This window comes from Pseudomonas frederiksbergensis (assembly GCF_900105495.1).
Lineage (GTDB): Bacteria > Pseudomonadota > Gammaproteobacteria > Pseudomonadales > Pseudomonadaceae > Aquipseudomonas > Aquipseudomonas frederiksbergensis.
Genome location: NZ_FNTF01000002.1, coordinates 4,146,196 through 4,168,009, shown reverse-complemented (window position 1 = coordinate 4,168,009; position 21,814 = coordinate 4,146,196). Strand labels below are relative to the sequence as shown.

17 protein-coding genes and 1 pseudogene are annotated in these 21,814 nt (G+C 58.8%); 4 read left to right on the top strand and 14 right to left on the bottom strand.

Annotation, left to right across the window (positions count from 1 at the left end; genetic code table 11):
• Window position 1: 1 nt before the first annotated feature.
• Together BLW70_RS19560 and argH are read right to left on the bottom strand one after the other, a co-directional pair.
• Window positions 2-880 carry an amino acid ABC transporter permease gene (locus BLW70_RS19560; RefSeq protein ID WP_074876707.1) on the bottom strand — a complete coding sequence of 293 codons (879 nt, stop codon included), beginning with the start codon at window positions 878-880 and terminating at the stop codon, window positions 2-4.
• A 147-nt stretch (window positions 881-1,027) separates the two neighbouring features.
• On the bottom strand, window positions 1,028-2,455 hold the full coding sequence (argH, locus tag BLW70_RS19555) for an argininosuccinate lyase (protein WP_074876705.1): 1,428 nt from the start codon (window positions 2,453-2,455) through the stop codon (window positions 1,028-1,030).
• Window positions 2,456-2,762: 307 nt separating this feature from the next.
• Here argH and BLW70_RS19550 point away from each other — a divergent pair, with 307 nt between their 5' ends.
• Window positions 2,763-3,728, top strand: coding sequence for a LysR family transcriptional regulator (locus tag BLW70_RS19550; RefSeq protein WP_074876703.1), 966 nt, complete (start codon window positions 2,763-2,765; stop codon window positions 3,726-3,728).
• Between the two features lie 18 nt (window positions 3,729-3,746).
• Here the strand turns inward: BLW70_RS19550 and BLW70_RS19545 are convergent, their stop codons facing one another.
• The gene (locus BLW70_RS19545; protein WP_074876702.1) at window positions 3,747-5,126 is read right to left on the bottom strand and encodes a UDP-glucose dehydrogenase family protein; all 1,380 of its coding nucleotides are present in this window, start codon (window positions 5,124-5,126) and stop codon (window positions 3,747-3,749) included.
• An 87-nt stretch (window positions 5,127-5,213) separates the two neighbouring features.
• Between BLW70_RS19545 and BLW70_RS19540 the strand changes: the two genes are divergently transcribed.
• Window positions 5,214-5,402, top strand: a complete 189-nt coding sequence (locus tag BLW70_RS19540; RefSeq protein ID WP_139273399.1) for a hypothetical protein — start codon at window positions 5,214-5,216, stop codon at window positions 5,400-5,402.
• 336 nt (window positions 5,403-5,738) lie between these two features.
• Entirely contained in the window at window positions 5,739-6,677 is a 939-nt protein-coding gene (locus tag BLW70_RS19535; protein ID WP_074876698.1) for a site-specific integrase, read from the top strand.
• A 10-nt stretch (window positions 6,678-6,687) separates the two neighbouring features.
• On the opposite strand, the gene BLW70_RS19530 is transcribed toward BLW70_RS19535, so the two are convergent.
• From BLW70_RS19530 to BLW70_RS19485, 10 genes are all read right to left on the bottom strand, one after another.
• Window positions 6,688-7,758, bottom strand: a complete 1,071-nt coding sequence (locus BLW70_RS19530; RefSeq protein ID WP_074876696.1) for an ABC transporter ATP-binding protein — start codon at window positions 7,756-7,758, stop codon at window positions 6,688-6,690.
• The gene (locus BLW70_RS19525) at window positions 7,755-9,353 is read right to left on the bottom strand and encodes an ABC transporter permease (RefSeq protein ID WP_074880702.1); all 1,599 of its coding nucleotides are present in this window, start codon (window positions 9,351-9,353) and stop codon (window positions 7,755-7,757) included. The genes BLW70_RS19530 and BLW70_RS19525 overlap by 4 nt, the downstream gene beginning before the upstream one ends.
• 3 nt (window positions 9,354-9,356) lie before the next feature.
• Window positions 9,357-10,370, bottom strand: a complete 1,014-nt coding sequence (locus BLW70_RS19520) for an iron ABC transporter substrate-binding protein (protein ID WP_074876694.1) — start codon at window positions 10,368-10,370, stop codon at window positions 9,357-9,359.
• Between the two features lie 324 nt (window positions 10,371-10,694).
• On the bottom strand, window positions 10,695-11,252 hold the full coding sequence (locus tag BLW70_RS19515) for a PqiC family protein (RefSeq protein ID WP_074876692.1): 558 nt from the start codon (window positions 11,250-11,252) through the stop codon (window positions 10,695-10,697).
• A gap of 17 nt (window positions 11,253-11,269) precedes the next feature.
• The gene (locus tag BLW70_RS19510) at window positions 11,270-12,925 is read right to left on the bottom strand and encodes a PqiB family protein (protein WP_074876690.1); all 1,656 of its coding nucleotides are present in this window, start codon (window positions 12,923-12,925) and stop codon (window positions 11,270-11,272) included.
• On the bottom strand, window positions 12,906-13,562 hold the full coding sequence (locus tag BLW70_RS19505) for a paraquat-inducible protein A (RefSeq protein ID WP_074876688.1): 657 nt from the start codon (window positions 13,560-13,562) through the stop codon (window positions 12,906-12,908). Before BLW70_RS19505 ends, BLW70_RS19510 begins: the two co-directional genes overlap by 20 nt.
• Window positions 13,559-14,155: a paraquat-inducible protein A gene (locus BLW70_RS19500; RefSeq protein ID WP_074876686.1), complete on the bottom strand. Its 597-nt coding sequence runs from the start codon at window positions 14,153-14,155 to the stop codon at window positions 13,559-13,561. The genes BLW70_RS19505 and BLW70_RS19500 overlap by 4 nt, the downstream gene beginning before the upstream one ends.
• A gap of 143 nt (window positions 14,156-14,298) precedes the next feature.
• A complete protein-coding gene (locus BLW70_RS19495) occupies window positions 14,299-15,600 on the bottom strand; it encodes an NAD(P)/FAD-dependent oxidoreductase (RefSeq protein ID WP_074876684.1) in 1,302 nt (433 codons plus the stop codon).
• Complete coding sequence (locus BLW70_RS19490) at window positions 15,597-16,685, bottom strand: polyamine ABC transporter substrate-binding protein (protein ID WP_074876682.1); 1,089 nt, start codon at window positions 16,683-16,685, stop codon at window positions 15,597-15,599. Before BLW70_RS19490 ends, BLW70_RS19495 begins: the two co-directional genes overlap by 4 nt.
• Before the next feature lie 180 nt (window positions 16,686-16,865).
• Complete coding sequence (locus BLW70_RS19485) at window positions 16,866-18,224, bottom strand: glutamine synthetase family protein (protein ID WP_074876680.1); 1,359 nt, start codon at window positions 18,222-18,224, stop codon at window positions 16,866-16,868.
• Between the two features lie 161 nt (window positions 18,225-18,385).
• On the opposite strand from BLW70_RS19485, the gene BLW70_RS19480 reads away from it, so the two are divergent.
• A complete protein-coding gene (locus BLW70_RS19480; protein WP_074876678.1) occupies window positions 18,386-19,309 on the top strand; it encodes a helix-turn-helix domain-containing protein in 924 nt (307 codons plus the stop codon).
• 27 nt (window positions 19,310-19,336) lie between these two features.
• Here the strand turns inward: BLW70_RS19480 and BLW70_RS19475 are convergent.
• Window positions 19,337-21,723, bottom strand: a pseudogene (locus BLW70_RS19475) (DUF3772 domain-containing protein).
• Window positions 21,724-21,814: the final 91 nt, after the last annotated feature.

The window sequence follows — 21,814 nt, the reverse complement described above, 5'->3', positions numbered from 1 at the left end:
CTCAAGAACGCTTGCCGGCGCCGCGAGCGAAACGACGCTCCAGACGGCTTTGACCGAAGGACAGGACGGTGACCGTGGCCAGGTACCAGATACCGGCGACGATCAGCAGCTCCATGACCCGGGCATTGGCGTAGTAGATGTTCTGGGCGTTGTAGAGCAGTTCCGAGTACTGGATGACGCTCGCCAGCGAGGTCATCTTCACCATGCCGATGAACTCGTTACCGACCGGCGGAATGATCACCCGCATGGCCTGCGGCAGGATGATCCGGCGCAGCGCTTGCAGGCGCGGCATGCCGATCGACTTGGCGGCTTCGTACTGGCCGGTGTCCACCGACAGCAGGCCGGCTCGCACCACTTCGGCGGTGTAGGCGCCCTGGTTGATGCTCAAGCCGAGGAGGGCGGCCGCGAACGGGGTCATCAGGCTCACGGTGTCCATTTCGAACAGACCGGGGATGCCGATGGTGGGGAAGATCAGCGCCAGGTTGAACCACAACAGCAGTTGCAGGATCAGCGGCGTACCGCGGAACAGCCAGGTGTAGGTCACCGCCACGTAGCGCAGGATCGGGTTGGCCGACATGCGCATGATCGCGGTGATCACCCCGAAAACGATGCCCAGTGCCATGGCCAGCACCGCCATGACGATGGTGTTGAGCAAGCCCCACATGATCGCCTGGGACGTGAGGAACTGGCCGATGTAGGACCACTCGATCTTGCCTTCGGCGAAGGCTCGTACCAGGCCGATAATCGCAATGACGATCACGGTGGCGAAGAAAATCCGCCCGTAATAACGCCGTGGCACATGGTGGTACTGGGTGATATCGAACTGGTTTTCCGCCAGTTTGCGCTCCGACTGGAGTCGTTCTGCCTGAGTCTGGCTCATGTTGTTTCTCCGTACTCTGATATTTCAGGTCAGCACAGTCCCTGTGGGAGCGGGCTTGCCCGCGATAGCGGACTGTCAGTCAACAAAAATGTGGATGTGATGGCCTCATCGCGGGCAAGCCCGCTCCCACAGGTTTTGTGCTCTGACTTAAAGGCGAAAGCCCTGATAGTTCTCGGTCCATTGCTGCTGCGCAGCCAGGGCAGTTTTCAGTCGACCAATCTGCTCGCGCACCTGTTGCGGTGCGGTGCCGCCCCAGCCACTGCGGGCGGCGATGGCGGCTTCGAGGGTCAGGCTCTCGCGCACTTCCGCGGTCAGGCGCGGGTCAATTTCGGCCAACAGCGCCGGGGAGGCTTCCCACAATTCGATGTCGTGTTTCTCACAGGCCTGGACCAGCGCACCGGTGATTTCGTGGGCTTCCTTGAACGGCACGCCGCGCATGGCCAGCCAGTCGGCGACTTCGGTGGCGAGAGTGAAACCCAGTGGCGCCTGACGCCGCAGTTCTTCGACGTTGACCTTCATGGTTGCGACCATCCCGGCCATGGCGGGCAGCACCAGCAACAGGGTGTCGACGCTGTCGAGCACACCGTTTTTGTCTTCGCTCAAGTCGCGGTTGTACGACAGCGGCAGGGATTTCAGCGTAGAGAGCAGACCGGTCAGGTTGCCAATCAAACGACCCGCCTTGCCCCGCGCCAATTCAGCGATGTCCGGGTTCTTCTTCTGCGGCATGATCGAGCTGCCGGTGGCGTAGGCATCGTCCAGCACGACCCAGCGAAATTGCCGCGACGACCACAGGCAGAACTCTTCGGCGAGGCGCGAGATGTTGATCCCGAGCATGCTGGCAATGAACAGGAACTCGGCAACGTGATCGCGGCTGGCTACGGCATCGATGGAGTTTTCACACACGCCGCTGTAGCCCATTTCCTTGGCCGACTGCTGCGGCAGACGAGCGATGGCAGAACCGGCCATGGCCGCCGCGCCGAGTGGCGACAGCGAAGTGCGTACGTCCCAGTCCACCAGGCGTTGCACGTCACGCAACATCGATTGGGCGTGGGCCAGCAAGTGGTGAGCGAACACGATCGGCTGGGCTTGCTGCAGGTGAGTGAACCCTGGGCAGATGCTTTCGATGTGCTGCTCGGCCTGATCCACCAAGGCTTGTTGCAGGGCCAGGACTTCAACGGCCAGGGTGCGGACGTGATCACGCAGGAACAGGCGCAGGTCGTTGGCAGTCTGGTCGTTGCGTGAACGGCCGGCGCGCAGCTTGCCGCCCAGCGCGCCGAGGCGTTCGGTCAGCAGGCGTTCGATGAAGGTGTGGACGTCTTCGTCATCCAGGGTCGGCGCGATGCTGCCGTCGCGGAAGTCATCACCGATGCGCTCCAGGGCGTCGAGCATGGTCTGGGTTTCTTGTTCGCTCAGCAGCCCGGCGCGCTGCAATTCACGGGCATGCGCCTTGGAACCGGCGAGGTCGTACGGGGTGAGGCGAAAGTAGCGCTCGGGGCAACGGGACAAGGCCGCCAGGGCTTCGGACGGACCGCTTTTGAAGCGGGCACCCCAGAGACGGTCGGTGGTTTGAGACATTGTTGTTTTCCTCGTCGGTAAAGCGAACTGAAATCGGTGTGCCGGGCCTGAAACACTCGCCGCAAATCAATTGGGCGTGGTTTGGCCTAAACATTATTCAAGGGCAGGGGGAAAGCGCAGTTGCATCGTTACGAGAGCTGATCGAAGTGTCAGCTTTTAATAGTTCGAAATCAGTGAGTTGGCACTGATGTGCGGGATTTATTAGCGGTTGCCAAGCCTGGTTTTCTGTGGTCATTATTATTTACCAGCACTATTTTTGTTGTTGGACACAGGTTGTTGAATAGGGCGCCAGAGGTAAATAGGCATTATGGAAACCCCACTTTCCAATTCCGGAAACCCGCCGCTGAAAACGGGTCATCGGGCACCGCTGACCCTCAGCGGCCTGGATTTCAAACTGCTCAAAGTATTCAAGGCAGTGGTCGAAGCCGGCGGCTTCAGTGCTGCCCAGAATGAGCTGAATGTGGGTCTGGCAGCCATCAGCAAACAGATCTCCGACCTGGAGATCCGCATCGGCATGCGCCTGTGCACCCGCGGTCGCGAGGGTTTTCACCTGACCGAAGAGGGTCGCCTGGTGTATCAGGCGTCCATTGATTTATTTGCCTCGGTCGACAACTTTCGCGACCGCCTTAGTTCAGCTCAGAATGAACTGATCGGTGACCTTGGCGTGGGGGTTATTGATAATACGATTTCCGATGCTAATTCGCCGTTAGTTGCTGCGCTTAGAACAATTAATGAAACATCGCCGAAAGTAAGATTTCAACTTCAAGCCTCACAACTGGATGAGGTGGAAAGAGGTGTTGTAGAGGGACGGTTAGTGGCGGGGATCGTGCCGGTTTATCAGAAGCGCGAAGAGTTTGATTACTACCCGCTTTATGAAGAACGCTCTGAAGTTTATTGCGCGGTCGGTCATCCGTTATTCACGGTGCCGGACGCAGAAATCGGCAGTCATGTGCTCAAGGATTACGAGTGCATCAACCACCGCTATGCGATTCATCGCGACAAACTGAATTTTGCCCACTACGACAGCTTTTCCGCCTCGGCCAGCCAGGTCGAAGCGGTGGCATTGTTGATCAAGACCGGGCGTTTCGTGGGTTTTCTGCCACAGCATTACGCCGCGTCGATGGTGGCGCAGGGACAGTTCCGGGCTGTGCGCCCGGACCTGATCAACATCAGCACCCCGTTCAATCTGATCCTTCGTCACAACACTGTGCGCAGTCCGCTGGTCAAGGCGTTTGCCCAGGCGTTGGGGGTCGATTTGAAGGCGCCGCTCTGATAACGGCTGACATCGTATTCAAGCGACGACCGAAGCAGCGGGCCACTGCTGATGCGGAATCGGCAAGTTGCGCGACTCACCACGGCCCATCGGGAAGTACATGAAACCGGCGCGGGCCAGGCGATCGGCGTCGTACAGGTTGCGTCCGTCGAAGATCACCGGTGCGTTGAGTCGCTGCTGGATCAGGCTGAAATCCGGGGCCTTGAACTGCTGCCATTCGGTGCAGATGATCAGCGCGTCAGCGCCGGACAATACCGATTCCGGCGTGCCCATCAGCATCAACCGGGATTCATCGGGATACAGTTGCTGGGTTTCCTGCATGGCTTCCGGGTCGAACGCGCGGACATTGGCCCCGGCGGCCCACAGCGATTCCAGCAGCACCCGGCTCGGTGCATCGCGCATGTCGTCGGTGTTCGGTTTGAACGCCAGCCCCCACACGGCGAAGGTCCTGCCACGCAAATCACCCCGGTAGAACGCGTTGATACGCTCGAACAACTTGTGCTTCTGACGCTGGTTGATCGCTTCCACCGCTTGCAGCAAATCGCTGGAGCAATGCGCCTGTTCGGCGCTGTGGATCAGCGCGCGCATGTCCTTGGGAAAGCACGAGCCGCCATAGCCGCAGCCGGGGTAGATGAAGTGGTAACCAATGCGCGAGTCGGCACCGATGCCCAGGCGCACCGATTCGATGTCGGCGCCCAGGTGTTCAGCCAGTTCGGCGATCTGGTTGATGAAGCTGATTTTGGTCGCCAGCATGCAGTTGGCGGCGTACTTGGTCAGCTCGGCGCTGCGCAGGTCCATGAACATGACCCGGTCATGGTTGCGGTTGAAGGGCGCGTAGAGGTCACGCATTACGTCACGCACTTCATCGCGTTCGCAGCCGATGACGATCCGGTCCGGACGTCGGCAATCGGCCACGGCTGAGCCTTCTTTCAGAAACTCCGGGTTGGAGACGATATCGAACTGCAGCAGCCGACCGACCTTGATCAGGCACTTGTCGATGTGTGCGCGCAAGGTGTCACCCGTGCCCACCGGCACCGTGGATTTTTCCACCAGAATCACCGGCTGTTCACGATGACGCGCCACGGCTTCGCCCACCGCCAGCACATAACGCAGATCCGCCGAGCCATCGTCCCGGGACGGTGTACCGACGGCGATAAACAATACCTGGCCATGCTGCACCGCAAACTGCTCGTCAGTGGTGAACTGTAGACGATGGGCTTCCAGGCCTTCGCGCACCAGGCTGGCCAGCCCCGGTTCGAAAATGCTCACGTGGCCTTGTTGCAGCCGTTCGACTTTGCGCTCGTCAATGTCCATGCAGACCACGTCGTGGCCGACTTCAGCCAGGACAGCCGCTTGCACCAGGCCAACGTAACCGCTACCAAATACACTGATTTTCATGGGGCACTCCTGAGTCCGGATGCGAGAGCAGGGCGAGCGTTGAGGGCGATGACGGTCGACTCGCTGCTGTGCGGCGTCAGGATAGGCGTGGTCATATTTCAATTCGTCTATCGTGCTGGACAACGCCACGTCCAGACGTTTCAGACTCCAAGCCACGGCCTCGCGGCGGTATTGAGCGAAACGCAATACTTGCGTTACGACGGCAGTTTCTTCATCGCCGGTACTGGAACGGGACAACAGGAAAAAGCCTGGTTGCTGGAGAACTTTCGGGCGTAAGCCATCCTTCAGCGTCAATGCCGAAAGAAACGTGATTTCAATGATTTAGCTAACGACCAGACGCACACTGTATTTGACATTTACAGCCGTGGCCGGCAGGTTGGGAGCCCACCGAGGCTCACTGGATTGATTGAAGGTTATGTCTGGTTTTGTGAAAGGGGCACGAGAAAACCGGTGGGTGAATTGCTTACCTGAAAGTCATACAGTCACTGTTCAGACTTCTGCCGTTCATCGAGTTTTTTAGTGGAAATTCCTACAGAAGTGTTCCGCGCTATATGAAGGATGTTTCAATCCTTAGTTGTTTAATGAACTGTTTTCCACTTAAGGCCGTTTCGTTTGATTGACTTACCCGCAACCGATTCCATTCCCTCAAAGACCAACCCGCTGACCCTGTACCTGGCACGTCTGGCGCCCTCCAGCCAGCTGACCATGCGTTATGTGTTGCAGGACGCCGCTGACCGGTTGGGCTTCGAAGACATGAACGTCGAGGAGATTCCCTGGCACAACCTGCAACCGGAAGATGTCATCGCGCTGGTCGCCACCTTGCGCACCGACGGCTATGCGCCCAACACCTCTTCGCTGTACGTCAATGCGGTGCGCGGGGTGATGAACGAGGCGTGGCGCATGAGCCTGATCAGTCAGGAGCACTTGCTGAAAATGCGCTCGGTCAAGGGAATTGCCGGCACGCGATTATCCCAGGGGCGCAACCTCAGGCGCACGCTGATCCAGGAACTGATGGCGGTCTGTGCTGCCGATCCACGGCCACAAGGGTTGAGGGATGCGGCGATCATCGGGATTTTGTATGGCTCGGGCATGCGCAAATCGGAATCGGTAAACCTGGACCTGAAGCAGGTCGATTTCGCCGAGCGCAGCCTCCGTGTGACCGCCAAGGGCAACAAGCAACTGATCAAGTACGCACCGGCCTGGGCGTTCGCCAAACTCAATGACTGGTTGGAACTGCGGCGCTCGCTATTGAAGGAGGGCGAAACGGACGATTCATTTCTGTTCAATCGCATCCGCCGCGGCAGCCACATCACCCGCGAGCGCATCACCAAACATGCGATCTATTACATCGCCCGCCAGCGGGGCGCGCAGGTCGGGGTGAAAATCATGCCGCATGATTTCCGACGTTCGTTCATTACCCGAGTGATTGAGGAGTACGACTTGTCGATCGCCCAGAAACTCGCCCATCACAGCAACATCCAGACCACGGCCAACTACGACGTGCGCGATGATAACGAGCGACGTCGTGCTGTGGACCGGTTCGATCTTTGATGGAAGGGGTTCACGTTTCGCTCAGTACGTGGGCATGGCCGATTGTCGAAACGTGAACTGCACTGCCGGCAGGTGGCGCATACAGGCCAGAACTGCGCACCATCAATGATCGCCCAGGCTGTTGCCCGGACGCCAAAGCCTCCAGTTCCACGGTCAAGGTGCAGGTATTGCCGCTGAAATCCCGCTCGGTCACGACGGCGCGACACCCGCCAGCCTTGGATGGGTTGGGCTGGATGCTGACGAGTTGCAATTGTTCGGGGCGCAGCATGATCTGCGCCGATTTATTGGCCCGGTGATTGTTCACCGGTATCCGGCCAAGGTCGCAATGGGCCCAGCCGGCTTCGATTCGGGCGGGCATGACGATGGCATCCCCGAGAAACAGCGCGGTTTGTTCATCCTCGGGGTAGCGGTAAAGGTCCAGCGGATGGCCCGACTGCACCAGCCGACCGTCACGCATCACCGCCAGCTGATCGGCGAACGACAAGGCTTCACTCTGGTCATGGGTGACCAGAATGGTGGTCACGCCGGCGTCGGTCAGCAGCCGGGCGACCATTTTGCGCATGGCGCCACGAAGCCCGGTGTCGAGGGCCGAAAACGGCTCGTCCAGCAGCATCAAACGCGGTTGTTGGGCCAACGCCCGCGCCAGTGCGACGCGCTGTTGCTGGCCGCCGGAGAGCTCGTGGGGCCAACGGTTGGCCATGCTCGCATCCAGCGCCACGCTGTCCATCAACTCAGCGACTCGCTCCTGTTTTGCACCGCCCCTGATCGAAAGCCCGAAACCGATGTTCGCGGCCACGGTCATGTGCGGGAACAAGGCGCCGTCCTGCGGAACATAACCAATCAAACGCTGATGCGCCGGGACTTCGTGGGTACTGTCGACGAGCGTTTGGCCATTGAGCGAAAGACGCCCCGAGTCCGGGAATTCGAAGCCGGCGATCATCCGCAACAAAGTGGTTTTACCTGAGCCGGACGGGCCGACGATGACCGTTCGGCTGCCTGTGGGTACCGACAGATTGATGCTCTCCAGCGCTTGATGGGCGCCGTAGGACTTGGAAATGGAATGGAGTTCGAGAGCGTTCATCGGCCAGCCGTTCGTTTGGATTGGTGATAAAGAAGTCCGGTCAAGGGCAGCGACAGCAGGATCATCAACAGGGCATAGGGCGCAGCGGCGGCGTAGTCGATTTCGCTGGTCATCGCCCAGAACCCGGTGGCCAGGGTGCGTGTGCCGTTGGGGGCGAGCAGCAGGGTGGCGGTCAACTCATTGGTGATCGCCAGAAACACCAGCGCGGCGCCAGCGGCAGCGCCGGGCGCGGCCAGACGCAGGGTGATCAGCCACAATGCCCGGGCTGGGGAACGGCCGAGGCTACGGGCCATGTTTTCCAGCTCTACCGGCGCCTGGGCGATGCCGGCGCGCAAACTCACCAGGGCGCGGGGCAAAAACATCAGCAGGTACGCTAGCAGCACCGTGACCGTCGTCTGGTAAATCGGCCGGGCAAAATGGATGGTGACAGTCACCAAGGCCAGGGCCACGACGATCCCGGGCAACGAACTGGTGATGTAGTTGCAGCTTTCCAATACGCGTTGCAACCGGCCCGGAGCGCGAATCGACAGCCAGGCAATCGGGATGGCAGCGCAGGTGGTGACGGCGGCGCCCGCAACGCCGAGCAGCAGCGTCTGTTCCAGCGCCGGCAGAAGCTCGTCCATTTGCCACACCTGCGTGCCGCCGGCGATCAGCCAGTTACCTAAAGTCACCAGTGGCACGCCGAGTGCCAGTGCGCAGGTCGCCATCTGGACGGTCAGGGCGAGGAGGGTGGTTGCGGGTTTCAGGCGCACCACCCGCTGTTCGCGAGCGCTTCCCGACCCGACCCGGGCGTAGCGCGCCGTACCACGAGCGGCCGATTCTGCGGTCAGCATCACCAAGCAGCATAAGGCGAGCACGCTGGCCAGCATGTGGGCGGCGGGGCCGTTGAAGGTGGACTTGAACTGATCGAAGATGGCCGTGGTGAAGGTGTCAAAACGGATCATCGCGTACAGACCATATTCGGCCAGCAGATGCAGGCCCACCAGCAATGCGCCGCCGCAAATGGCCAGGCGCAGTTGCGGCAACACCACACGGAAAAATATCGCCCAAGGCTTGAGCCCCAGCGATTCGGCAACGTCTTCGATGGCTGGATCGAGCCTGCGCAGGGTGGCGGCTATCGGCAAATACAAGAACGGGAAGTAAGCGATGACCGAGACCAGCACCCCGGCAAACAGTCCGTGAATCGGCGGCACCAGACTGACCCACGCATAGCTGTGCACGAACGCTGGCACCGCCAGCGGCGCGGTCGCCAGCAACGACCACCAGCGCCGCCCCGGCAGGTTGGTGCGCTCTGTCAACCAGGCCAGCGACAGGCCTAACGTGACGCACAACGGAATCGTGATCACCACCAGCAAAACGGTGTTGATCAATAATTCAGCGACCCGCGGCCGGAATACCAGCGGCACAAGGGTCGCCCAGCCTGTCTGAAACGATACGCCGATGACGAAGGCAATCGGCAGCAGTGACAGCAGCGAAATCAGCACCGACAAACCGATCACCCACGCGCCACCACGTCCCGCGAAGAGGCCGCGGGATCGTCGTCGCAAATTCGCGGGTATCGCCTCAGCGACACCCGCCGGCAAGGTTTCAGGCAGCAATTAGAGCAGTCCCGCCTGTGTCATCAGCTCCACGGCTTTTTTACTGTCGAGTTTTGAAGCATCGACTGTCGGCGCGTCGAGTTGCTGCAAAGGCACCAGTTTTGGATTGGATTCAGCGTTCTTGCCCACCGCGTATTCGAACGATTTGCCGGTTTTGAGGATGGCCTGGCCATCTTTGCCGGTAATCCATTTGAGGAACGCCTGGGCTTGTTCCTTGTGTTTGCTGGACGCCAGCACGCCGCCACCGGAGACACTGACAAACGCACCCGGATCCTTGTGCTTGAAATAGTGCAGGGTGGTGTTCTTGCTGTTCTCGCCGGTCTTGGCCTGGTCGCCGAAGCTGTAATAGTGGTAGATCACGCCGCTGTCGATCTGCCCGGCATTGACCGCTTTGAGCACGGAGCTGTTGCCCCGGTACGCGGTAAAGTTGGTTTTCATCCCTTTCAACCATTCCAGGGTCGCGACTTCACCCTTGAGTTCCAGCACGGCAGCGACGATGGCCTGGAAGTCGGCACCGGCCGGTGAAGCGCCCCAGCGACCTTTCCAGTTCGGGCCAGCAAGGTCCATCAGTGACTTTGGCAGTTCGGCTTCGGGCAGTTTGCTCGGGTTATAGACAAATACCGTGGAGCGCGCGGCGATCCCCACCCATTTGCCATGGGCCGGGCGGTAAGCATTGCCGACCTGTTCCAGGGTGGCCGGCGCAACCGGTGCAAACAGCCCCGCATTGTCGACCAGCACCATGGCCGGGGAGTTTTCGGTCAGGAACACGTCGGCCGGGGAGGCCGTGCCTTCCTGCACGATCTGATTGCCCATCTCGGTGTCGTCACCATTGCGCAGGGTGACCTTGATTCCGGTCTCCTTGGTAAAGCCTTCGATCCAGGATTTGGTCAGGCTTTCGTGCTGGGCGTTGTAGACCACAATGCCATCGGCATCCGCCGCATACACATAACCGGCACTCACCAAAGCGGTGGCCAGCAGTGCTGTTTTCAGGAAAGAAGGGAACGGGGGATTCATGCGTTGGCAGCTCCTGTTTTTATTAAAATCCTGCGCGCAAACTCGGCAGAATCGACGGGAAAGGGTCGTCGATCAGTGTAGTTCAATACGAATCATTTGCATGTTCAAGGCGCGGCAAATGTAAAGTGTTAAATGAGAAAAAAGCGTCAAAATTTCAGTAGCAACGCATCACCTGTAGCAGCTGGCGAAGCCTGCGTTCGGCTGCGAAGCAGTCGTGAAATCAGGCACCACGCTGTTTCAGGTAAATCGAACTGGCTGGATTGACGACTGCTTCGCAGCCGAACGCAGGCTTCGCCAGCTGCTACAGGTCGCGTGATGGCTTGATTAAGCCGATGGACACCCTTTTTGTATTCCGCCAGCGGCCTGGCTGATCAGCGCAGCCAGGCGTCTGACATTGTTTTGTTGAGCCGCCACCAGCTCATCGATGGAAGCGCCTGAAGGCGTCTGCAAAGTGCTGCGGCAGGTGACCAGCGCGGCATCACTTTCACTCAGATTGCGCAGGCGCCACTTGACGTCGATCAACGCATATTGACCGGGAATCGAATCGAATCGCTGCACCTCTATCCGCACCGATACGTTGCGCCGGGGATTGCTGTTGACCATTTGATCGATCAGCGCGCTGCGCAATTCATCCACCAGGCTCGCCGCCCACCACTCGGTTTCGAGGATTGCCATGCCACTGTTGCCTTGGCGAATGACGATCTGCGGACGATCGACCTGGGGCGGCACGCTAATGCCCTCGATCTGGATTTCCGCACCGCTGTTGCGCGCCGCAAGTCCCGGTTGAGCCGGAATCAGGGTGTGAAATTGAATTGGATCACTGCGGCATGCAGCCAGTAGCAACAATGCAGTGACCAAGCTGATCTTCAGCGGATAAACCATGAGTGATGCTCCTGTGGTCATTTGCGCGGTGGCCCCTGCATATCCATCGGCGCGGCATTGTCGGGACGACCGCGAATCAGCGATTCCGGATGGCGTCCCAGGTAATCCGAGAGTTCACGCAAGGATCGCGACATGCGCCCGAGCTCGTCGAGGGTTTGACCTAATTGTTCGCGTTGCGGCGAGTCTTCGGCCAAGGTCGAACTGGCCGATTGCAGGGTCTTGCTGACATCCGCCAGGGTGGTCTGCACGCCAGGCAAAGTCTTGGCGTTGAATTGCGCCAGACCTTTACGCAGTTCGACGAGGTTGCTGTCCAGGTTGCCGGCAATGCGTTCGATGGGCAGTTGGTTGATCTTGTTAACCATGCCCTCGAGTTTTTCCTGCAACTGCTCGAGGCTGCCAGGAATAGTCGGGATAGCGACTGGACGGGCGGTCGGGTCGAAGACGACTTTCTCCGCCTTGGGGTAGAAGTCGAGCGCAATGTAGAGCTGACCGGTCAACAGATTGCCGCTTCGAGCCTGGGCCCGCAGACCGTTTTCGATGAAAGAACCCATCAAACGTACGCCAGCGGCTTCGTCGTTGGGGTCATGCTTCAACACCTCGAGCATTTTGGTGTGGGCCTGGCCGAGTCGTTGCGGGTAGATCATGATCCCGACATTGACCGGGAAACTGCGTTTTTTCGCGTCGAAATCCAGATTGATCGCCACGACTCTGCCGAACTCCATGCCCAGGAATTCCACCGGCGCACCGACCCTGAGCCCGCGCAAGGCTTGATCGAAACGCAAGCTGAGGAATTGCCCCTTGCCGCTGGGCGGGGCGAGCGCGGTTAGCTGGTCTTCGAACAGATCGAAGACTTTGTCCTCTTTAGCCGGTTGGTCATTCGGGTTGTAATCCGGAGCGCGGAAGGCGATGCCGCCCACCAGGATGGATGACAGCGACTCGGTTTTCAGCGAAAAGCCGTTGGCGCCGACATTCACGTCGATCCCGCTGGCGTTCCAGAACCGGGTATTTTCAGTGACGTAGGCATCGTTGGGCGAGTGGATGAACACTTCGATGTTGACCCCTTTGCCGTCGGCGTTCAGGGCATAGGCCACCACTTGACCCACCGGAATCTTGCGGTAGTAAACCGGAGAGCCGATGTCCAGCGAACCGAGGTCCTGGGTGTTCAGGGTGAAGCGCTTGCCCGGCTCGCCATAGGTAATCGGTGGCGGGTTTTCCAGGCCAATAAAGTTTTTTGCACGAGCGTTGGCCTGGCCAATGTCGGCGCCAATGTAGTCCCCGGACAGCAGGGTATCGATACCCGATACCCCACCGGCACCAATACGTGGCCGCACGACCCAGAACTGCGAGTCTTCGCGGGTGAAACTTTCCGCCTGCTTGGACAGTTTGATGGTGGCGTTGACGCTCCTCTGATCGTTGCTCAGCTCCACGTCCGAGACATGCCCGATCACCACGTTGCGGTATTTGACTTCGGTCTTGTTGGCGGTCAGGCCGCTACCGGTTTTGAACGTAACGGTAATGGTCGGACCTTCCTGCATCATGGTGTGCACGACCAGGGAAATCCCCACCAGCACCGCGACGATCGGCACAATCCACACCAATGAAACGCTGAAACGGCGGGTCTTGACAGGGGCCTGACCGGGGGCTTGCGGCCCGTCAGTGATTTGCGACTTCATCCATGACCTCCTCGTTTGGGTTATCCCGTTCTTCTTTATCCCAGATCAGGCGTGGGTCGAAACTCATTGCCGACAGCATGGTGAAGACCACCACCAGGCCAAAAAACAAGATCCCCGGGCGCGGTTCGATATCGGCCAGGGCTTGAAACTTGACCAGTGAGGCCACCAAGGCGACGACGATCACATCGAGCATCGACCAGTAACCGATGAGCTCGACGAAACGGTACAGCGTTGAACGCTGCTTACTGGCCCATTGGCTGTCGCGCTGCACGGTCACCAGTAACAGCGTCAGGGCGACGAACTTGATGCCCGGCACCGCGATGCTGGCGATGAAAATAATCAGGGCAATGTCCCAGGCGCCGTGCTGCCAGAACTCAATGACACCGCTCATGATCGTGCTATCGGCGCCGCTGCCAACCATCTTGGTGTTCATCACTGGCAGCAGATTAGCCGGGACGTAAAACGCCAGGGCAGTGAACATGTAGGCCCAGGTCCGGGCCAGTGAGTTGGTTTTGCGCCGATGCAGCGGCGCGCCGCACCGTGGGCATTCGTGAGGTTCATCGGTGATGTCACAGGCCAGGCCGCAGCTATGGCACAGGCACAGGTTGAGTTCACTCGCCACCGGGGGTCTGTTCATAAGATCTCCCATAGGTCACGAATGTCGCGCCCGGCGATGCGGATCATCATCAGACTGAGAATGGCCAGGGCAAACAGGCCGATGCCGGGCAGCACATCGAGCAATCCGGCGAGTTTGATGACCGCGACCATTGCCCCCAGCAGACAGACCTCCAGCATGCTCCAGGGCCTGAGGGTTTCCAGCCAGCGCATGCAAAACTTGAAGCCAGGCGAGCGCTGGTGGGCGAGGGCGAAGCTCAGCACCCAGATCAGCAGCAACAACTGGAAAATCGGCGCGATGATCATCGAGATCGCCGCCACCATGGCGATGAACGTGATCGGCCCCAGACTCAGGGCCAGCACCGAATCCCAAAGCGTTGCGCTGTTTTTCAGGCCTTTGAGGCTGATGCTCATGACGGGGTAGAAGTTGGCGAAAATCCACAGCATCAACGCGGTGAAGGTCAACGCCAGACGTTGCTCCACTGTCAGGCCGTTATAGCGCTGAAGCACGCCGCCGCAGCGTGTACACAGGGTTTTCTGATGTTTGGCGAGCGTGACTTTTTCATACACGCAGTCGCAGTGCTCGCAGATGATCAGTCGGTCAGTCGTAGCCATAGGCCGCACTCGCCAGGACGCAGGGAAGTCAGAGCACTCCCTCAATATAGAAGCGCATCGCGATTGAGCAAATTAAAAGGCGGGTACTGATCGTTCCCACGCGGAGCGTGGGAACGATCATAAGAGGAGGGGGAGAGTTATCGTCACCCAAGCAGTTCGCGCAGCCGATACCAGAACATACCGAGGGCCAGCAGTGGAGAGCGCAGCATGGGCCCACCGGGAAAGGTCATGTGCGGCACGGCGCTGAACACGTCAAAGCCCTGACTGTGTCCGACGTGGATCGCTTCACCCAACAGTTTTGCGCACCAGTGGGTCACGTTCAGGCCATGGCCGGAATAGCCCTGGGCGTAGAAAACGTTCGGATGCTGGCTCAAGCGCCCGACCTGGGGGAAGCGATTGGCGGTGATGCCAATCTTGCCGCCCCATTGATAGTCGATGCGCACGTTGGCCAGTTGCGGGAAGACCTTGAGCATGTGCGGGCGCATGTAGGCTTCGATGTCTGCCGGATCACGCCCGGAATAATGGCAGGCACCGCCGAACAGCAAACGTCGGTCCGCCGAGAGTCGGTAGTAATCCAGGCCGACTTTCTGGTCGCAGAGCGCCAGGTTCTGCGGGATCAATTGCGCTGCAACGTCGGGCGCCAGCGGCTCGGTGGCGATGATGTAGCTGCCCGCAGGAAGCACCTTGCCGCTCAGTTTCGGTTCGAGCTCATCCAGATGAGCGTTGCACGCCAGCACCAGACTGCCGGCGCGCACCGTGCCACCGGCACAGCGAACCTGCACCGTGCTGCCATGGATCAATTCCAGCACCGGGCTCTGCTCGAAGATCTGCACCCCCAGGGATTGCGCCAATAGCGCTTCGCCAAGGACCAGATTGAGCGGGTGCAAGTGACCCGAGCCCATGTCGACGAGCCCACCGGCATACACGCCTGAGTCCACCACCTGCTGACGGATCTGCTGCGGCCCGACGAGTCGGGTTTCATGGGCGTACCCCGATTCGGCAAGGCCTTGCTGCTCAGCCTCGAACGCCGCGAACTGCGCTTTGGTATTGGCCAGTTCGCAGAACCCCCAGCGCAGGTCGCAATCAATCCCGTGTTCACGAATGCGGTTGCCCACGAGCGCTACCGACTCGACGCCTGCACGCTCAAGGTAGCGCACGCCTTCTTCACCGACATGACGCGCGAAACCGCTGACGTCATGGCCGATACCGCGAATCAACTGCCCACCGTTGCGCCCGCTGGCACCCCAGCCGATCCGTCGGCCTTCCAGCAGAATCACCGAGAGCCCGTGCTGCGCCAGTTCGATCGCCGTGTTAACCCCGGTAAAGCCGCCGCCGATCACACAGACATCGGCTTCAAGGTCCTCGGCCAGTGTAGGGTAGGGCACCATTCGATTGGCTGACGCCGCGTAATAGGAATGAGCGTGTTCGTTGCTGTGCTGGTTCATTGGTTGGACTTCACTTTGCTCCAGGAACGGGTCATCAAGCGCATGATCGACTGGGGCGGGGTGGTGGAAATGTAGAGCTTGTCGAGGACTGCCTGAGGCGGATAAACCTCAGGATTTTTGACCAGTTCAGGGTCCATGTCTTGCTTGGACGCCGGGTTCGGGTTGGCGTAGCCGACTGACGCGCTGACCTTGGCAATCACTTGCGGATCAAGCAGGTAATTGATGAAAGCATGCGCCTCTTTCTGATTGCTGGCGTCTGCGGGAACCGCCAACAGGTCGAACCACAAGTTACTGCCTTCCTTGGGAATCGCGTAGGCGATGTTCACGCCGTTCTTGGCTTCCTTCGCCCGGTTCGCGGCCTGGAACACGTCACCCGAGTAACCGAACGCCACGCAGATGTCGCCGTTGGCCAGGTCCGAAACGTACTTGGATGAATGGAAATAGGTGATGTAAGGGCGGATAGTCAACAGCTTGGCTTCAGCTTTTTTGAAGTCTTCAGGGTTTTCGCTGCGCGGGTCCATGCCCATGTAATTGAGAACGGCGGGGAACACTTCATCGGCCGAATCCATCATCGACACGCCGCACTGACTAAGTTTCTTCAGGTTCTCCGGTTCGAAAAACACCGCCCAGGAATCGATGCGGTCAATGCCCAGCACTTGCTTGACCTTGTCGACGTTGTAGCCGATGCCGTTGGTGCCCCACAGGTACGGAACCGAGTGTTCGTTGCCCGGATCGTTTTTTTCGAGCAGTGCCAGCAGTTTCGGGTCGAGGTTCTTGAAGTTTGGCAACTGCGAACGGTCGAGCTTCAGGAACGCGCCGGCTTTCACCTGGCGAGCCAGGAAGTGGTTGGACGGCACCACCACGTCGTACCCGGTGCGACCGGCGAGCAGCTTTCCCTCCAAGGTTTCGTTGGAATCGAACACGTCGTAGATCACCTTGATCCCGCTTTTCGCCTGGAAGTCGGCCAGGGTGGTCTCGCCGATGTAATCGGTCCAGTTGTAGACGCTGACCGTTGGCTGAGCCTGCGCAACGGCGCTGAACAACACGGCCAGCGCGACCGGAACCACGGATTTCAATAGACGCATACGACACCTCTTCGAGTTGTTGGTTTTTTCAGGCGTTTCTTTGGTGTTCTCTAACCCTGTGGGAGCGGGCTTGCCCGCGATGGCGGCCTGTCAGTCAACCGAGATGTTGAATGTGCCGGCCTCTTCGCGGGCAAGCCCGCTCCCACAGGGGATGTGTGATGCCATGGGGGAGCGAGGTTTCTAAACGCTAAGCAGCAGAAACTCTCGCTCCCACGAGCTGATCACCCGCTTGAAGTTCTCGTGTTCCGCTCGCTTGACCGCCACATAACCGCGAACGAATTTGCTGCCCAGATAACGCGAAACGGTGTCGCACTCTTCCATTTGCGTCAGGGCATCCTCGATGGTGATCGGCAGGCGCAGATTGCGGCGCTCATAGGCCCGCCCCTGAACCGCAGCGCTCGGTTCGATGCGTTCGACCATGCCCAGATAACCGCACAACAGGCTTGCTGCGATCGCCAGATAAGGATTGGCGTCGGCGCCTGGCAAACGGTTCTCCACGCGCATCGCGTCCGGCGTTGAAGTCGGCACACGCAGGCCCACAGTACGGTTTTCTTCGCCCCATTCGACGTTCACCGGCGCCGACGTGTCCGGCAGGAAGCGGCGGAAGGAATTGACGTTCGGTGCGAACATCGGCAGCACTTTGGGAATGTACTTTTGCAGGCCGCCGATGTGATGCAGGAACAGTTCGCTCATCTGCCCGTCGGCATCGGCAAAGATCGGCTGGCCGGTGGCGATGTCCACCACGCTCTGGTGGATATGCATGGCGCTGCCGGGTTCATCGCCAATCGGTTTGGCCATGAAGGTCGCGGTGACGTTGTGCTTGAGCGCCGCTTCGCGCAGGGTGCGCTTGAACACGGTGATCTGGTCGGCCAGATCCAGTGCGTCGCCATGCCGGAAGTTGATTTCCATCTGCGCCGGGCCGTCTTCGTGGATCAAGGTATCGAGGTCCAGGCCTTGAAGCTCACACCAGTCGTACACGTCTTCAAACAGCGGATCGAATTCGTTGGCAGCGTCGATGGAAAACGACTGCCGACCACTTTCCGCACGGCCCGAACGCCCCAGCGGTGCCTTGAGCGGCAAGTCCGGGTCTTCGCAGCGCTGGGTCAGGTAGAACTCCATTTCCGGCGCGACAATCGGCCGCCAGCCTTTGTCGGTGTACAGCTGCAGGACTTTTTTCAGCACGTTGCGCGGCGACAGCTCGATCGGGTTGCCGAACTTGTCGAAGGTGTCGTGAATCACGATGGCGGTAGGCTCGATGGCCCATGGGATCACGTACACCGCATCGGAAACGGGCTTGCACACCATGTCGATGTCGGCCGGGTCGAGCAGGTCGTAGTAGATGTCGTCGTCGACAAAGTCCCCGGTTACCGTTTGCAAAAGCACACTTTCCGGCAGGCGCATGCCTCGCTCATGCAGGAACTTGTTGGTGGGTGCGATTTTGCCGCGTGCGATGCCGGTCAAGTCGCTGACCACACACTCGACTTCGGTAATCTTGTGATCTTTCAGCCACGTGAGCAGCTGATCGAAAGGGACATTCATAAAGACCTCGTTATTGGTTTTATTGACGCCGGGGAGGCTGGTTTCATCCACCACACACTTCCCCTGTGGCGCGTTGACGACTATCTTGGGCGAGCCTTGACGTTCCATCTATCCACTTTCAGCAGCACCAAAACGCACCAAACGAGTGCGTAAGGTCACCCATGACAACGTGCAACCCCCTGCAAGTCCAAGCGTTCAACACCGCCGATGTCGCCGAGCAAATCCGCGCCACGCCGGGCTGGGTCCAGCATTACCAGCAAATGTCACCGGGGCATTTCGCCGGGCGTGTGCGCTATCTGGACCTGCAAGGCGTGGAGATTTACGAGGAACAGATGAACACCCGGGTCGAGCAGAATTTCAGCGCGCCCGAAGGCTCGCTGGCGTTCTGTTTCGATCGCAGCGACAACGCTCTGTACGTGTTGAATGGCGAAAGCCGCAACATCTGGATCACCCCGGAGAACTACCAGGAAATCGCCGTGGTGTTCGGTCCAGAGTTCGTGCAGCGTCACGGTTTGAACGTGGCCAGGCTCGAAGGCCTGTTCATGGCGCCACTGAACTCGGGACAGAACGCATTGTTCAGTCGCTGGCTCAGCGGGACGTTGACCCGACTGGCGCAGACCCTCGATCCACCGAGCAAGGAAGCGTTGACCCAGCAGTTGCTCGAAGATTGCCTGTACATCCTCGACAACGCCTGTGTTTGCCTTGATCGCGGCGGTTTACAACGTCGCGCCGAAGAACGTGCAGTGATGAAACGCATCGGTGAATGGGCGGCTGATGCGCCGGAAGACACCCTGAACCTGCTGGAGCTTTCGCAGATTTCCGGGGTGTCACTGCGGCAATTGCAGCATGCATTCAAGGCTTATACCGGGATGACCCCGACCCATTGGCTGCGCTTGCGCCGACTCAACAGCGCACGCCGCGAATTGCTCGGTCGCACAGCGACGCAAACCACCGTTGCCGAAGTGGCGATGCACTGGTCGTTCTGGCATTTAGGGCGATTTTCCAGCAGTTATCGCGCGTTGTTCAACGAACTTCCCAGTCAGACGCTCGCCCGCAAACCTTGTGGCGCAACAGGTCGCGGGTAAGCCGGAAATAGTCAGCGGCTTTGTGGCTTACGCAGCAGGGGCCGGTTTGGCCAATTTGATGCCGGCCGCACTCAGTCGCTTCAGGATCTCAAAGAGCAGATCGCTCTTGGTCGTACTGACAATCCTTGGGCTGCTGACATACCCGGTGATGGTCAGGGTGATGCCATCAGGGCTCAGATGGCTGAAGCGGACAACGGGAGCAGGTTTGTCGAGGATGGTTTCATGCTCCTGATAAGCGGTGTACAGCAGGTTTTTGACTTCTTCGGGGTCGATGTCCAGAGGGAACACCAATTCGAGCGTGGCCACCCCTTGGGCGCTTCCGCCCATGGTCACATTGCGCAGGTTCTGGGAAATAAGCTGCGAGTTGGGCACGATCACAATCGAACGGTCGCTGAGCTGTATCTCGGTGGCCCTGACATTGATTCGTCGGATATCGCCTTCGACCCCGCTGATGCTGATCAGGTCACCGACCTTGACCGGACGTTCGGTAAGCAGGATTAACCCGGATACGAAGTTCTTGACGATCTCCTGCAAGCCGAAACCGATACCCACCGACAACGCACTGACGATCCAGGCCAGATTCGTCCATTTGACGCCCAACGAAGACAACGCCAACAGGATGACCAGGACGTACCCGATATTGCTGAACAGGGTGCTTAGCGACGCTCCCATGCCGGGGTCCATATCGGTTTTCGGCAGGAATTCGTTATCCAGCCATCTGCGCAGCGATCGAATCAGGTAAATACCGATCAACAGCGCGAGGACCGCATTCAACAGGTTGCCTGGAATGATGTTCAGCTTGCGCAATCCATCGCCGCCGAGGATCGCAGAAACCCTGTCAGTCAGTTGGCCAAAGGTCGCCCCTATCCCCCCACAAACGTTGTAATGACGGCAATTAGCAGTAACGCCGCTCTGCCAATACCCGCCACGACAACCTCGATTTGTTCGAGCCGTACATCACCGATACCCAGCAGCTGTTTGATCGCCTTGCCGCTTGGCTGTTTTGGCGAAAACAGGTAATCGCACAAGTCCCTGAATAACTGCGTCAATAAATAGAAGCTGGCGATAACGATATAGAGCCAGACAATTTCGTAAGTGATGAATCGGGCCAGGGAGATGTAACCGATCAACAGGCCAAATATGGAGATCAGCACGGCGATACTGACACCGGTATAAATCACCCCCGCCAGCGTAGTGCCTGACTCGGGATGTTCCCCGGCAATCACCATCGCCCGGCGGGTTCTACTGACGCGTATCAACAGCGCACCGATAATCATAATGACCACTAATGACACGACGCCCCGGCTGAAGAGCACCACTTGCGTACTCATACCCGTTGCGTTGGTGACTTGTACCAGCGAGATGAGTATCAGCATTGACCCGGCCAGCAGTGCCGGAAAAGGGTTTATTGCAAGTGCTACTTCATCGGCGATGCCAGGCAACCGCCATGAGGGATTGCGTTTGGACAGCAGGGCCCGACTCAAACCGACAATCAGCGCGCAGGCGTAAGCGACTTTCTCGACATCATCGAAGTAACCTTGAAGTGGCTGCGGCAATGGCTGAAAGCGGGTAGCCGCAGCGGAGATGAGCTGAATGGCACACACCGCGCTCAACATCGTGGCAACTACCGTCGCAATCGCCAATGAACTTCTGCGCAAGCGACCTTCGGGTACTCGATGGATACAGATCCATGTCAAACCCCTTTCAGCCAGTCTTCGTCCCGGCGTCCAGAAGGCCAGGGCCAGCAATAACAACGTGACGGTCGCGGCACGCCGGCCGGGTTGCCAGACCGACTGGATGACACTGTTGGACTGATCAATCAAAAACCTCAGACGGTTTTCATCCTCCCGCAACGGAGAAAACAGCGGTAGCCAAAAGCGGGGGTTGAGGAAGCTGGCAGTGCGCTGGGCCAGCTCGGTTTCCAGTTGAGTGCGCCGAATAGCGGCAATCTGGGTGATGAGGTTAGTTGCGCCTTCCTTGATGGCCAGCAGTATGTTGAGATCGTTATCGATCTTGTCTTTTTGAGCGGTGAGATAGGACCTCTGTTTCGCCAGTTCGGACTTTTCCATGGCCACGCTAGTGGCGGATGTCGTTCCGAGCACACTGAGTTGTGCTTGCAATTGAGCTTGCTCGGGAAGTAAAGCGGTCACCAACTTTTCCACATCACTGAAGAGCAACTGAACCTTGTCCTGAAAGCCTATCAACTGGGTGTAGTTACTGGTCAATGACACCTGCTGCTTAAGGTTGTCCAGCCTCAATTGCAGTGCTTCCAGATCGCTTTTCGACACATTAACGGTTGCGCTGGTCTCACTGTTGTTCGAAGTGTCGGGCAGTTCATCCGCCGACAGTCCGCCGATGTTCGCCCCCATCAGCGCAAACACAACGAATATGAGTAACTTCAATGCAGGATGCATAGGCATGCCACCAGCGGCTTTAGCCATTGAGGTTAGGTCATGACGTGTGCAGGCGCGAAAAAAATCCGCTCGTGATCATTAATAGGGAAGG

Bases quoted from the DNA above. Each gene is read 5' to 3' on its own strand.
- BLW70_RS19560 (WP_074876707.1), bottom strand. From the start codon at position 880: ATGAGCCAGACTCAGGCAGAACGACTCCAGTCGGAGCGCAAACTGGCG.
- argH (WP_074876705.1), bottom strand. From the start codon at position 2,455: ATGTCTCAAACCACCGACCGTCTCTGGGGTGCCCGCTTCAAAAGCGGT.
- BLW70_RS19550 (WP_074876703.1), top strand. From the start codon at position 2,763: ATGGAAACCCCACTTTCCAATTCCGGAAACCCGCCGCTGAAAACGGGT.
- BLW70_RS19545 (WP_074876702.1), bottom strand. From the start codon at position 5,126: ATGAAAATCAGTGTATTTGGTAGCGGTTACGTTGGCCTGGTGCAAGCG.
- BLW70_RS19530 (WP_074876696.1), bottom strand. From the start codon at position 7,758: ATGAACGCTCTCGAACTCCATTCCATTTCCAAGTCCTACGGCGCCCAT.
- BLW70_RS19520 (WP_074876694.1), bottom strand. From the start codon at position 10,370: ATGAATCCCCCGTTCCCTTCTTTCCTGAAAACAGCACTGCTGGCCACC.
- BLW70_RS19515 (WP_074876692.1), bottom strand. From the start codon at position 11,252: ATGGTTTATCCGCTGAAGATCAGCTTGGTCACTGCATTGTTGCTACTG.
- BLW70_RS19510 (WP_074876690.1), bottom strand. From the start codon at position 12,925: ATGAAGTCGCAAATCACTGACGGGCCGCAAGCCCCCGGTCAGGCCCCT.
- BLW70_RS19505 (WP_074876688.1), bottom strand. From the start codon at position 13,562: ATGAACAGACCCCCGGTGGCGAGTGAACTCAACCTGTGCCTGTGCCAT.
- BLW70_RS19500 (WP_074876686.1), bottom strand. From the start codon at position 14,155: ATGGCTACGACTGACCGACTGATCATCTGCGAGCACTGCGACTGCGTG.
- BLW70_RS19495 (WP_074876684.1), bottom strand. From the start codon at position 15,600: ATGAACCAGCACAGCAACGAACACGCTCATTCCTATTACGCGGCGTCA.
- BLW70_RS19490 (WP_074876682.1), bottom strand. From the start codon at position 16,685: ATGCGTCTATTGAAATCCGTGGTTCCGGTCGCGCTGGCCGTGTTGTTC.
- BLW70_RS19485 (WP_074876680.1), bottom strand. From the start codon at position 18,224: ATGAATGTCCCTTTCGATCAGCTGCTCACGTGGCTGAAAGATCACAAG.
- BLW70_RS19480 (WP_074876678.1), top strand. From the start codon at position 18,386: ATGACAACGTGCAACCCCCTGCAAGTCCAAGCGTTCAACACCGCCGAT.